Annotated in this window: 12 protein-coding genes and 1 pseudogene; 2 read left to right on the forward strand and 11 right to left on the reverse strand. The window is 62.9% G+C overall.

Annotated elements, in window-relative coordinates; translation table 11 throughout:
- From FQ746_RS22165 to FQ746_RS22185, 5 genes and pseudogenes are all read right to left on the reverse strand, one after another.
- A pseudogene (locus tag FQ746_RS22165) lies at positions 1 to 154 on the reverse strand (electron transfer flavoprotein subunit alpha/FixB family protein); the annotation flags it as partial.
- A gap of 13 nt (positions 155 to 167) precedes the next feature.
- The gene (locus FQ746_RS22170) at positions 168 to 917 is read right to left on the reverse strand and encodes an electron transfer flavoprotein subunit beta/FixA family protein (RefSeq protein WP_144111781.1); all 750 of its coding nucleotides are present in this window, start codon (positions 915 to 917) and stop codon (positions 168 to 170) included.
- Positions 918 to 1,199: 282 nt separating this feature from the next.
- Positions 1,200 to 2,000 carry a MetQ/NlpA family ABC transporter substrate-binding protein gene (locus FQ746_RS22175; RefSeq protein WP_144111782.1) on the reverse strand — a complete coding sequence of 267 codons (801 nt, stop codon included), beginning with the start codon at positions 1,998 to 2,000 and terminating at the stop codon, positions 1,200 to 1,202.
- Between the two features lie 51 nt (positions 2,001 to 2,051).
- Complete coding sequence (locus FQ746_RS22180; protein ID WP_144111783.1) at positions 2,052 to 2,705, reverse strand: methionine ABC transporter permease; 654 nt, start codon at positions 2,703 to 2,705, stop codon at positions 2,052 to 2,054.
- Positions 2,695 to 3,729, reverse strand: a complete 1,035-nt coding sequence (locus tag FQ746_RS22185; protein ID WP_144111784.1) for a methionine ABC transporter ATP-binding protein — start codon at positions 3,727 to 3,729, stop codon at positions 2,695 to 2,697. Before FQ746_RS22185 ends, FQ746_RS22180 begins: the two co-directional genes overlap by 11 nt.
- 242 nt (positions 3,730 to 3,971) lie before the next feature.
- Here FQ746_RS22185 and FQ746_RS22190 point away from each other — a divergent pair, with 242 nt between their 5' ends.
- Positions 3,972 to 4,907 (forward strand): alpha/beta hydrolase, encoded by a 936-nt coding sequence (locus tag FQ746_RS22190; protein WP_144111785.1) that lies wholly within the window; start codon positions 3,972 to 3,974, stop codon positions 4,905 to 4,907.
- A gap of 43 nt (positions 4,908 to 4,950) precedes the next feature.
- Here FQ746_RS22190 and FQ746_RS22195 read toward each other — a convergent pair whose 3' ends face one another.
- Positions 4,951 to 5,874, reverse strand: coding sequence for a histone deacetylase family protein (locus FQ746_RS22195; protein ID WP_144111786.1), 924 nt, complete (start codon positions 5,872 to 5,874; stop codon positions 4,951 to 4,953).
- Between the two features lie 216 nt (positions 5,875 to 6,090).
- On the opposite strand from FQ746_RS22195, the gene mltB reads away from it, so the two are divergent.
- Positions 6,091 to 7,317: a lytic murein transglycosylase B gene (gene mltB / locus FQ746_RS22200; protein WP_144111787.1), complete on the forward strand. Its 1,227-nt coding sequence runs from the start codon at positions 6,091 to 6,093 to the stop codon at positions 7,315 to 7,317.
- A gap of 73 nt (positions 7,318 to 7,390) precedes the next feature.
- Here mltB and cysM read toward each other — a convergent pair whose 3' ends face one another.
- From cysM to FQ746_RS22225, 5 genes are all read right to left on the reverse strand, one after another.
- Complete coding sequence (cysM, locus tag FQ746_RS22205; RefSeq protein ID WP_144111788.1) at positions 7,391 to 8,293, reverse strand: cysteine synthase CysM; 903 nt, start codon at positions 8,291 to 8,293, stop codon at positions 7,391 to 7,393.
- A 294-nt stretch (positions 8,294 to 8,587) separates the two neighbouring features.
- Positions 8,588 to 9,025 carry a ComEA family DNA-binding protein gene (locus tag FQ746_RS22210; RefSeq protein ID WP_144111789.1) on the reverse strand — a complete coding sequence of 146 codons (438 nt, stop codon included), beginning with the start codon at positions 9,023 to 9,025 and terminating at the stop codon, positions 8,588 to 8,590.
- 79 nt (positions 9,026 to 9,104) lie between these two features.
- Positions 9,105 to 10,097, reverse strand: coding sequence for an ADP-glyceromanno-heptose 6-epimerase (gene rfaD, locus FQ746_RS22215; RefSeq protein ID WP_144111790.1), 993 nt, complete (start codon positions 10,095 to 10,097; stop codon positions 9,105 to 9,107).
- A gap of 51 nt (positions 10,098 to 10,148) precedes the next feature.
- A complete protein-coding gene (gene rfaE1 / locus FQ746_RS22220; RefSeq protein WP_144111791.1) occupies positions 10,149 to 11,180 on the reverse strand; it encodes a D-glycero-beta-D-manno-heptose-7-phosphate kinase in 1,032 nt (343 codons plus the stop codon).
- Positions 11,134 to 12,549: a UDP-glucose dehydrogenase family protein gene (locus FQ746_RS22225; protein ID WP_144111792.1), complete on the reverse strand. Its 1,416-nt coding sequence runs from the start codon at positions 12,547 to 12,549 to the stop codon at positions 11,134 to 11,136. The genes rfaE1 and FQ746_RS22225 overlap by 47 nt, the downstream gene beginning before the upstream one ends.
- Positions 12,550 to 12,668 lie beyond the last annotated feature (119 nt).

Consider the following 12,668-nt stretch of genomic DNA (forward strand, 5'->3'; position numbering starts at 1 on the left):
CGATCTTCGCTGCTGCATCTGCTGCAGCCTGAGCGTTGTGACCCGCGACCAGCACGTGAACGTCACCGCCGATTTTCTGCGCAGCGGCGATGGTGTTCAACGTCGCCGGCTTGATCGACGCATTGTCGTGTTCTGCGATTACCAGATTCGTCATTACCCTGTCTCCTTCACAGCACTTTGGCTTCGTTCTTCAGCTTCTCGACCAGCGTCTTCACATCCGGCACCTTCACGCCGGCGGAGCGCTTGGGCGGCTCGGCGACTTTCAGCGTCTTCAGGCGCGGGGTCACGTCGACGCCGAGGTCTTCCGGCTTGATCGTTTCCAGCGGCTTCTTCTTCGCCTTCATGATGTTCGGCAGCGTGACGTAACGCGGCTCGTTCAGGCGCAGGTCGGTGGTGACCACGGCGGGCAGCGTGAGCGACAGCGTTTCGGCACCGCCATCCACTTCCCGTGCGACCGTTGCCTTGCCGTCGGCGACCGTTACCTTCGAGGCGAACGTGGCTTGCGGCAAACCTGCCAGCGCGGCCAGCATCTGACCGGTCTGGTTCGAGTCGTCGTCGATGGCCTGCTTACCGAGGATGATCAGTTGCGGCTGTTCTTTATCGACCAGCGCCTTCAGCAGCTTGGCGACTGCCAGCGGCTGCAACTCTTCGGAAGATTCGATCAGGATGGCGCGGTCCGCGCCGATCGCCAGCGCGGTACGCAGCGTTTCCTGCGCTTGCGCCACCCCAGCCGACACGGCGATCACTTCCGTCGCCACGCCTGCCTCTTTCAACCGTACTGCTTCTTCAACTGCGATTTCGTCGAACGGGTTCATCGACATTTTTACGTTCGCGATGTCGACGCCCGTACCGTCCGATTTCACCCGGACTTTCACGTTGTAGTCGACCACTCTTTTCACCGGCACCAGGATTTTCATGCACACGCTCCAAAGTTACGAATACGTCAAGCCAGCGGACATTATAGCGACTGCTCCATGGCAGCCCCGTCGCGGGCGCTTTAGCAGAAGGGATATCGCTCCCCCGCGGCGTCATGTAAATTGCGAACGATCGTACTATTTTAACTGTGAAAAAACCCGGGCGACAACCCCGGGTTAGAACCTACGACTTTAATTGCGTTTTGCGATCAGGTGTTGCGACACATCGGCACGGCTTGCGCGGGCCGTCCATACACGGTCCGCGCAAGGGTCCGCGCACCGTGCTTACCAGGCGGTAATGACCGACCCGCCGAACTTGCCTTCGATAAACTGCTTCACTTCCGGCGAGTGATACGCCGCGATCAGCTTGGCGACCCACGGCTTGTTCCGGTCTGCTTCGCGGATTGCGATGACGTTCACATAAGGGCCCTTCGGGTCTTCGACGGCGATTGCATCCTGATTGGGCTTCAAACCGGCTTCCATCGCGAAGTTCGTGTTGATCGCCGCAGCATCGACGTCGTTCAGCGAGCGGGGAATCTGCGCCGCGTCGAGTTCGACGATTTTCAGCTTCTTCGGATTGTCGGTAATGTCGAGCGGCGTCGCCTTCAGACCGGCATCGGCGCGCAGCTTCAGCAAACCCTGCTTTTGCAGCAGCAACAGAGCCCGGCCGCCGTTGGTCGGATCGTTCGGTACCGCGATCTTCGCACCCGGCTGCAGGTCGGCGAGCGACTTCACCTTCTTCGAGTAGATACCCATCGGATACGTGACCGTGTCAGCAATGCGGATCAGCTTGTAGCCGCGGTCTTTCACTTGCGCCTGCAGATACGGGTCGTGCTGGTAGCTGTTCGCGTCCAGATCGCCGCCGGCGAGCGCCGCGTTCGGCTGCACGTAATCCGAGAATTCGACGATCTTGATGTTCAGACCGTTCTTCGCCGCGACGGTCTTCACGACCTCCATGATCTGCGCGTGCGGACCGCCGGTGACGCCGACCTTGATCGTGTCCTCAGCCCGGGCGGCGGTAGCGGTAGCGAACAGCGAGGCGGCGCCGAGCACGGCCGCCAGTTTGATAACGAAACGACGTTGCATGAAGATCTCTCCAACCTGGTTATTGATTTATCGGGTCTTCGACGACCCTTGTTATTTATGGCTCAGGCGACGCACGAGCCAATCCCCAAACGACTGCACTAGTTGCACGAACACGATCAGGATCACGACCACCGTGAGCATCACTTCCGGCAGGAACCGCTGATAACCGTAGCGAATCCCCAGATCGCCCAGGCCGCCGCCGCCGATCGCACCCGCCATCGCCGAATAGCCGACCAGCGAGACGAACGTGATCGTCAACCCGGCGACCACGCCCGGCAACGACTCGGGCAGCAACACTTTGAAGACGATCTGGCTGGTACTCGCACCCATCGCCTGAGCGGCTTCGATCAGACCGCGATCCACTTCGCGCAATGCGGTTTCCACCAGTCGCGCGATGAACGGCGCGGCGGCGATGGTCAGCGGCACGACGGCCGCGGCCGTCCCGATCGACGAACCCACCACTAGCCGCGTGAACGGAATCACCGCGACCAGCAAAATGATGAACGGCGTGGAGCGCACCGCGTTGACGACCACGCCCATCACGCGATTCACCGCGATGTTCTGCAGCACGCCGTTGCGGTCCGTGAGATACAGCAGCACGCCGAGCGGCAGGCCGACGACCGCGCCGACCAGTCCGGAAATGCCCACCATCACCAGCGTTTCCCAGAACGACTGGACGAACATATCCAACATTTCACTCAACATACGACAGCTCCTCTACCACCACACCCTGTTCGCGCAGATACGCGATCGCCTGCGCCACCATCGTGGGTTCGCCACCGGCGAGCACCGCGAGCGACCCGAACGCCTGCCCCTGAATCTCGTCGATCTGGCCATGCAGGATGTTGAAGTCGAGTTCGTAACGGCGAATCGTCTCGGAGAGAATCGGCTGATCGACGCCCGACCCGGTGAAGGCAAGCCGCAGCAGGTGACCATTGCCGCTCTTCAGCTTCTCGGCCACGCGCGCCTTGAGCGCGGGCGGCAGTTCCTGCGCGATCACGTCGCCGATCAACGCCCGTGTGACTTCGTGATGCGGCTGCAGAAATACGTCGATCACCTTGCCCTGCTCGACCACGCGGCCGGCATCGAGCACTGCGACGCGATCGCAAACCTGCTTGATCACGTCCATCTGATGCGTGATCAGCACGACGGTCAGGTTCAGTTCGCGATTGATACGGCGCAGCAGATCGAGAATCGAACGTGTGGTTTCCGGGTCGAGCGCCGACGTCGCCTCGTCGGAGAGCAGCACCTTCGGCTTGCTCGCAAGCGCACGGGCGATACCCACGCGCTGCTTCTGTCCACCGCTGATCTGCGCCGGATACCGGTCCTTCTGCGCCGACAGCCCGACCAGTTCGAGCAGCGGCAGAACGTGCGCTTCGATTTCGGCGCGCTTCATGCCGGCGAGTTCGAGCGGCAGCGCCACGTTGCCGTACACCGTGCGCGACGACAGCAGGTTGAAATGCTGGAAGATCATGCCGATCTCGCGGCGCGCCTCGCGCAATTGCGCGGACGGCAGCGTCGTGAGATCGCGGCCATTGACGACGACATTGCCTTCGGTCGGACGCGTGAGCAAATTGAGAGTACGCACGAGCGTACTCTTGCCTGCCCCGCTGCGGCCGATGATGCCGAACACCTCGCCCGCCGGAATCGACAGATTGACGTTGTGCAACGCCTCGACCCAGCCCCGTGGCCCGGCGAACCGCTGAGAGATATTGCGAATTTCGATCATGGAAAAAACGAAACGGCGGGTTTGCCCGCGAGCGTTTTGCGCTCCCGGCAAGCAGCCGCCGTTGCTTTTATTGGGATTTGAGGCCGCAATTCTACCGCAGCGACGTCATTCCCTTTAATAATCAATTACGATCTTTTCATAACCATAAAGAATTAGAGGCCGTACGCGGTGCGCGCCATTCGTCGGGATGAAGCCCCTGCGACTATGATCGGCGGAACAAAAATCAACCTGAACAGGCAGACATGGAGACGACCCGCTCCGGCAGCAGCAATAGCAACGGCAATAGCAACGGCGGCGGCAGCAACGTGCGCCCGCTCGCGAGCGCCCGCAAAGGCGCCGTCGTGCAGCGCACGACCGTGACCACGCGCGATGGCATCGTCCTGCCGCTGTACCGCTGGCGACCCAGCGTTCCACTGCGCGCCACCGTCGCGTTGCTGCACGGACTCGCGGAGCACGCGGGCCGATATGCCGCGCTCGCCGACCGGCTCGCGCCAGCCGGCATCGAACTGGTCGCCATCGATTTGCGCGGTCACGGCGAAGCGCCCGGCAAGCGGGCGCGCATCGGCCGCTTCGACGAGTACCTGCTCGACGCGCAAGCGTTGCTCGACGAAGCCGCAACCAGTTGCGCGCCGCTTTTCCTGATGGGCCACAGCATGGGCGGCGCGATTGCCGCGCTGTACGCGATCGAACGGCTAGCCGGTAGCGGCCGGCGGCTCAGCGGCCTGATTTTGTCGAGTCCCGCGCTCGCGCCGGGCCGTGACGTGCCGCGCTGGATGCTGAAGCTGAGCCAGCTCATCAGCCGTCTCTATCCGGGGTTTCCGGCGATGAAAATCGACGCGGCGCTGCTATCGCGTCTGCAACCGGTGGTGAAAGCCAACCTGAACGATCCGCTCGTGCATCACGGCGCGATTCCCGCGCGGACCGGTGCGGAGCTATTGCTGGCGATGGCCCGGATCGAGCGCGGCCGCGCCGGACTGCGCGTGCCGCTGCTGGTGTATCACGGCACCGCCGACAAGCTGACGGAACCCGAGGGCAGCCGCGCGTTCGGCCAGCATGCGGGATCGCCGGACAAAACGGTCACGCTACATGAAGGCAGTTATCACGAAACGATGAACGATCTCGACCGGGATCGCGTGATCGGCGCGTTGCTCGACTGGATCGGCAAACGGGTAAGTTGATGCGCGCGGTGGGCCGTGCCTTTTAAAACTGCGGCTGTACCCTTCAGATTCCCGCCAGCGAGCGCACGTGCGCGACGACGCTGCGTCCCAGCGCCGAGAGGTTATAGCCGCCCTCGAGGCAACTCACGATCCGGCCGCGCGAATAGCGCCTGGCGATTTCGCGCATCTGGTCGGTGATCCACGCGTAGTCGTCTTCGACGAGGCCCATGTTGCCGAGGTCGTCTTCGCGATGCGCGTCGAAACCGGCTGAGATGAAGATCATCTCGGGCTTGAATTCATGCAGACGCGGCAGCCACAGCAGGTCGACCGCTTCGCGCACCGCCATGCCTTTGGAGCGGGCCGGCATCGGCACGTTGCACATGTTCGGCGCCTGATTCTCGGCGCCCGTGTACGGATAGAAGGGATGCTGGAAGATGCTGCACATCAGCACGCGCGAGTCGCCCGCGAAGGCGGCCTCGGTGCCGTTGCCGTGATGCACGTCGAAGTCGATGATCGCGACGCGCTCCATGCCGTGCACGTCGAGCGCATGACGTGCGGCAATCGCCACGTTGTTGAAGAAGCAGAAGCCCATCGCGCGCGCGGGTTCCGCATGATGACCGGGCGGCCGCACGCTGCAGAACGCATTGTCGTAACGGCCTTCGATTACTGCGTCGGTGGCGGCCACCGCGGCGCCCGCTGCGCGCATCGCGGCTTGCCACGTGTGCGGATTCATCGTCGTGTCGGGATCGATCTCGGCCTGACCTTCGGCCGGCGACATGCTGCGAATGTGGTCGACATGCGCCTGCGTATGCACGCGCAACAGCGCGGACTCTTCGGCAAGCGGCGCGGACTCGCGTTCGATCAGCGAGTCGATACGGCTGCCAATCAGCTGATCCTCGATTGCCTGCAGACGCGCAGGACATTCGGGATGCCATTGCCCCATATCGTGCAGCAGACAGTCTGCGTGGGAATAAAAGCCGGTTGCCATATTCTCTTCTGCTGCGCGACGCCTTCGCGGCCGTGCAGCGGGTCTCCGTCCAGAGGCGCGCGCCCGCGGCGCACCAACACTCGCCAACTTACCACAGGCCGCCCTAGATACCGAACCGGCACCGCCGGTTGCCAGTACGGAATTCACAAACGCGTCGGGTATACTGCCCCGGACCGATTTCTTCCCGTCTATCCAGCATTGCGCCTCCAGCCCCCTATGACCGTCAAGCTTGCCCTGTCTGCGCGAAACCGGCTACGTACCCGCACCACCGCCACCAAACTAGCCGCCGCACTGTCGGCTGCATCGTGCCTGTTCATGGCAACTTCGCCCGCATTCGCGCAAAGCCAGCCTCAACCGTCGACGCCGCAAGGGCAGACCTTCGAAGAAGAGATCATTCCGCAACGCTACGCCAACAACGCGAATGTCGATGCGTTCATCAACGACATGGTGGCGCGTTACGACTTCGACGAGTCGGCACTGCATGCGCTGTTTGCCGGCGTGAGCTATTCGACTACCGCGGTAAAGCTCGTGACGCCATCGCCCTCGCCTTCGGTCAAGAACTGGCGCGTGTATCAGTCGCGCTTTCTCGATCAGGTGCGTATCAACGCCGGTGTGCGCTTCTGGCACGACAACCAGGCGACGCTGCAGCGCGCGTATGAAGAGTTCGGCGTGCCGCCCGAAGTGATCGTCGGCATCATCGGGGTGGAGACGATTTACGGGCGCTTCATGGGCAACTTTCGCGTGCTCGACGCGCTCACCACGCTGAGCTTCGACTACCCGAATACACCCAATCGCGCGGATCGCCAGGCGACCTTCCGCAAGAATCTCGAAGACTACCTGGTGTGGACGCGCGACTCGCAAATCGATCCAACGACCGTGCTCGGTTCGTACACCGGCGCGATCGGCATTCCGCAGTTCCTGCCGAGCAGCATCACGCAATACGCGGTCAGCTACGACGGCAACCGGCAGATCGATCTGCGGACGAGTCAGGCGGATGCGATCGGCAGCGTCGCGAATTATCTGCGGCAGAACGGGTGGGAAAGCGGCCGGCCGGTGGTCTGGAAAATCGGCACCGACGCGGGCAGCCTCGGCGTCGCGCAAGCGGCCGCCGACGGTCAGCCGGAGCCGCATTGGCCTCTGGACCAACTACTGCGCGCGGGTCTCGTGCTGAACGAGCCGGGCGTGGATGTCGCGGCGGAAGCCGGCACGCCGGTGACGGTCGTGGATTTGCCGTCGCCCGGTCGCGGAACGGAGTTCAAGCTGGGTCTGAAAAACTTCTACGTGCTGACGCGCTATAACCGCAGCTTCTTCTATGCGCTCGCGGTGTATCAGTTGGGTCAGCGGGTGAAGGCGCAGATGCAGGCCAGCGACGCGGCGAATGCACCTGGCAATAACGGCGGAGCTAATGCTGCGGCACCGGGAGCCGCTTCGGCTTCGCAATGAGCGAGTTCCGGGTGCAATAAAAAAAGCGCCTGCGGGCGCTTTTTTTATTGAGCGAGCGTGTGACGCCGCTACATCAGGCCGGGAACACGCCTGTCGACAGATACCGGTCGCCACGATCGCACACGATGAATACGATGGTCGCATTCTCGACCTGACGCGCAATGCGCAGCGCCACTTCGCACGCGCCGCCCGACGAGATGCCGGCGAAAACGCCTTCGACCGACGCCATGCGCCGTGCCATGGCCTCGGCTGCGGCCTGGCTCACGTTTTCAACCCGGTCGACGCGGCTACGGTCGAAGATCTTCGGCAGATAGGCTTCCGGCCATTTGCGGATGCCCGGAATGCGCGACCCTTCTTCAGGCTGCGCGCCGACGATTTCGATGGCCTGGCTCTGTTCCTTCAGATAAGTCGACACGCCCATGATGGTGCCGGTCGTCCCCATCGACGACACGAAGTGTGTGATGCGTCCTTCGGTATCGCGCCAGATTTCCGGGCCGGTGGTTTCGACGTGCGCAGCCGGATTGTCCGGGTTCGCGAACTGGTCGAGGATGATGCCCTTACCTTCCCGCTGCATCTGCTCGGCAAGATCGCGCGCGTATTCCATGCCGCCGGTGACCGGCGTGAGGACGATTTGCGCGCCGTACGCTGCCATGCTCTGACGACGCTCCACCGACAGATCTTCCGGCATGATCAGCACCATCTTGTAGCCACGAATCGCGGCGGCCATGGCCAGCGCGATGCCGGTGTTGCCGCTGGTCGATTCGATCAGCGTGTCGCCCGGTTTGATGCGGCCACGCGCTTCCGCTTTCTTGATCATCGACAACGCTGGACGGTCCTTCACCGAACCCGCGGGATTGTTGCCCTCGAGCTTGGCCAGGATCACGTTGTTGCGGCTGCGAATCTCTTCGTCGGGAAGCCGGACCAGTTGAACGAGCGGCGTATTGCCGATCGTGTCTTCAATCGTTTTGTAAGCCATGTGGGTTGGGTGCTGTCGCTGCGTGGAGTCTGCAATCCAGCGATTCTAAACCACCGTGCCCCCCACTGCCGCGCGGCCCTTCTGCGCGCATGGATGCAGGCTCGTCGAGAACGCGCGTCTATGCAAGCCAATGGGACGGCGCTGCAAGCACACAAAAAACCCGCGGTGGAGGCAGCCGCGGGAGCCAGTCATTTGCATGACAGCTGAAGGAGTGGGCTCACCACTCCGACCATGAAAGCAATCCGCAATGGATCGCACGCACCCGATGCACCTGCGCGTGCGATCCGCGTTGGGCTATTTCTTCACCGCCACGGTGGCGTTGGCTTTTTGCGCATCGGCACCCGTGGTCGCAGCGGGGGCCGCTGCACCGTTCGCGCCGTTTGCACCGTTTGCACCGTTTGCGCCGTTGGCCGGAACGGCCGCGCCTTTGCCCGATGAAGCCGCCGCAGTCTGCGGGTTAGCAGCCGCGCCAGCCGGACCGACAGCGAGACCCTCCGCCTGCAGGCGCTCGACGGTATGCCCGCCCATGCCCTTGACGCGCTTGCCGAGGTCGGCCGGGTCCTTGAACGGACCATGCGCCGTACGCTCTTCGAGAATGGCTTTCGCTTTGGCAGGACCGATGCCCTTGATGCCGCGCAACGCGTCTTCGTTAGCCGTATTGACGTCGACCGCCGCGTACGCGTGACCGAAAGCGGCCAGCATGGCCGCGGTAACCAGAACTTTTCGAAACATATTGGAATCTCCCTCGTACAAACCGTCTGGCGACCATCACCAGACGGGAGATTCCAGTTTAAAGAGGGATCCGAAAGATTTACACCTGGCCGAACAGCCAACGCACGTAACGGTCGACACCTTCCTGCACGCTCAGAAACGGCGCGTCGTAGCCCGCGGCGCGCAAGCGCGTCTGATCGGCCTGCGTGAAGCACTGGTACTTGCCGCGCAACGCGTCGGGAAACGGAATGTACTCGATCAGCCCGCGCTGCACCTGCTCCGCGAGCGACAGCGGCGCTTCGTCGTTCAAGCCGCGCAGCGTGTTGACCACGGTGCTGGCAATGTCGTTGAACGGCTGCGCACGGCCGCTGCCCAGATTGAAAATGCCCGACTTCTCCGGATGATCGAAGAAAAACAGATTGACCTTCACGACGTCTTCGACGGACACGAAATCGCGGGTCTGCTCGCCCGCAGCGTAGCCGTTGTATTCACCGAACAGCTTGACCTTGCCTTCGGCGCGGAACTGGTTGAAGTTGTGGAACGCCACCGACGCCATACGCGCCTTGTGCGTTTCGCGCGGACCGTAGACGTTGAAATAACGGAATCCGGCAATCTGGCTTTTCGCGCCCGGCAAGACGCGGCGAATCACCTGGTCGAACAGGAATTTCGAATAGCCGTACACGTTCAGCGGCTGCTCGACTTCGCGGTCTTCGACGAAACGGCTCGACCCGCCGTAAGTGGCCGCCGACGACGCGTACAGGAACTGGATGTTCTGCGCGAGGCAGACGTCGAGCACCTCGCGGCTGTAGCGGAAGTTGTTGTCCATCATGTAGCGGCCGTCGGTTTCCATCGTGTCCGAGCAGGCGCCTTCGTGGAAAATCGCGCGTACCTTGCCGAAGTCGCCGCGCCTGAAGCGTTCGACGAATTCGGTCTTGTCGAGATAGTCGTCGATTTCGCAATCGACCAGGTTCTTGAACTTGTCGGCGCGCGTGAGATTGTCGACCGCGATGATGCGGTCTTCGCCACGCTCGTTGAGCGCCTTGACGAGATTGCTGCCGATGAAACCGGCCGCGCCGGTGACGATGAGAGTCATGTTGATCCTGCGGGTAAGGAGCCTTGCGTTGGAGTCAGCGAGCGGGCTGGATCAAGGGAAGAGTTCGTCGTAGTCGACAGTGGCGGTACCGAGCTTACCGACCACGATACCTGCTGCGCGATTCGCGAATCCGACTGCGTCGACCAGCGTGAGACCCGCGCCCAGCATGGCGGCGAGCGTGGCGATGACCGTGTCGCCGGCGCCCGAGACATCATACACTTCGCGTGCGACCGCCGACGCGTGCAGCAAGCCGTCGTCCGAGAACAGCGTCATGCCTTCTTCGGAACGCGTCAGCAGCAATGCCTTGAATTCGAGGTCCTTGCGCAGTCTGGTCACGCGCGCGAGCAGGTCTTCCTCCGACTTCCACTGCCCCACCACTTCGCGCAACTCGGCGCGGTTCGGGGTGATCAGCGTGGCGCCGCGATAGCGCTCCCAATCGTCGCCCTTCGGATCGACGAGCACCGGCTTGCCGGCCGCGTGCGCCTTCGCGATCATCTTCGTGACGTGCGTGAGACCGCCCTTCGCGTAGTCGGACATCAGGAAGACGTCGTGCAGGGGCAGCAACTCGTCGAAGCGCGCGAGACCCGCGAGCAGCACTTCATGAGCCGGCGAATTCTCGAAGTCGACGCGCAGCAGTTGCTGCTGGCGCGACAGCACGCGCAACTTGATCGTCGTGAGCAAGGCCGGATCGCGTTCCAGATGCGCGGCCACGCCGCTTTCGCCGAGCAGTTGCACGATCCGTTCGCCCGGCTCGTCGTGACCCACCACACACAACAGTCCGGCTTGCGCGCCGAGCGCGACCGCGTTACGCGCGACGTTGGCCGCGCCGCCCAGGCGGTCTTCCTGACGCTGCACGTGCACGACGGGCACCGGCGCTTCCGGCGAAATACGGTTCACGTCGCCGAACCAGTAGCGGTCGAGCATCACGTCGCCGACCACCAGCACGCGAGCCGCGCCGAGTTGTGCGCGCGGCACCACGGGAAGCGCCGGGGCGGAGCTCGGAGGCGTGGCGGTCGTGGTCAAGGTCGTAGCCGCCTCAGGCATGGCCTGAGGGGTCGACGGGAGGTTGGGAGGGTTGGGCATAAGGGCGTCCAATCGAGTGGTAGTCGATGCCGAGTTCGGCCATCGCTTCCGGTTCATACAGGTTGCGTCCGTCGAAAATCAACGGCAATTTCAGCACCGACTTCAGATGCACGAAGTCCGGGCTCTTGAAGGCCTTCCATTCGGTGACGACCACGAGCGCATCGGCGCCGTTCAACGTGTCGTTCTGTGTTTTCGTGAAGGTGAGACGCGCGAGTTGTTCCGCTTCGTCGTGCAGGTCGATCGCGAACACGCGCCGCGCTTCGTCGATCGCGACCGGGTCGTACGCACGAACCTTCGCGCCGCGCCGGAGCAGTTCCGCGATCAGCCGGCGGCTCGGCGCCTCGCGCATGTCGTCGGTATTCGGCTTGAAGGCGAGGCCCCAGACGGCGAAAGTGCGCTCGCCGAGGTCCTCACCGAGGTGCGCCGTGATCTTGCGCACCAGTACGTCCTTCTGCCGGTCGTTGACTTCCTCGACCGCTTCGAGAATGCGCAGATTGTGGCCGCTCTCGCTGGCCGTGCGGATCAACGCCTGGACGTCCTTCGGAAAACACGAGCCGCCATAGCCCGCGCCCGCGTAGAGAAAGTGATAACCGATGCGCGGATCCGAGCCGATACCGCGCCGGACCGCTTCGATATCCGCGCCGACGCGATCGGCCAGATTCGCCATCTCGTTCATGAACGAGATGCGCGTAGCCAGCATGGCGTTGGCGGCGTACTTCGTGAATTCGGCGGAGCGCACGTCCATGTACAACGTGCGTTCGTGATTGCGGTTGAACGGCGCGTACAGACGCTTCATCAACTCGCGGGCGCGCAGGCCGGCTTCGTCTTCGTCGCTGCCGAGCACGATCCGGTCGGGGCGCATGAAGTCGTCGACGGCGGCGCCTTCTTTCAGGAATTCGGGATTCGACACGACCGAGAACCCGTGCTCGTCGCTGCCGGCAAGGCCGCGCTTCGCCAGTTCTTCCTCGACCGCCGCGCGCACACGTTGCGCGGTGCCGACGGGCACCGTCGATTTGTCGACGATGACCTTGAAGCCGTCCATCGTCCTGCCGATGTTGCGCGCCGCTTCGAGCACATATTGAAGATCGGCTGAACCGTCTTCATCGGGCGGCGTGCCGACCGCGATGAACTGCACGTCGCCATGCGCGACGCCCGCTGCGATATCGGTAGAAAAGCGGATGCGGTGAGCCGAGCGCGTGCGGGCAATCACTTCCTGCAAACCCGGCTCGTGGATGGGCACGCCACCGTTGTTCAGAATGTCGATCTTGCGCGGATCGACATCCAGACAGAAAACGTCATGACCGATTTCGGCGAGACACGCACCCGTGACGAGTCCGACGTAGCCCGTGCCGATAATGGTTATTTTCATATGCTTTCCGGTGGGAGACTCCGGTGGGAGATTCTCGGGATGGACCGTGCGTTTGGGCGCCGGGCAGTGTGAAACTGCGGGCCTCGCTCGTCGCGCGAGTTCGATACCCGGACGGCGCG

Source organism: Paraburkholderia sp. BCC1886 (assembly GCF_900996245.1).
GTDB lineage: Bacteria > Pseudomonadota > Gammaproteobacteria > Burkholderiales > Burkholderiaceae > Paraburkholderia.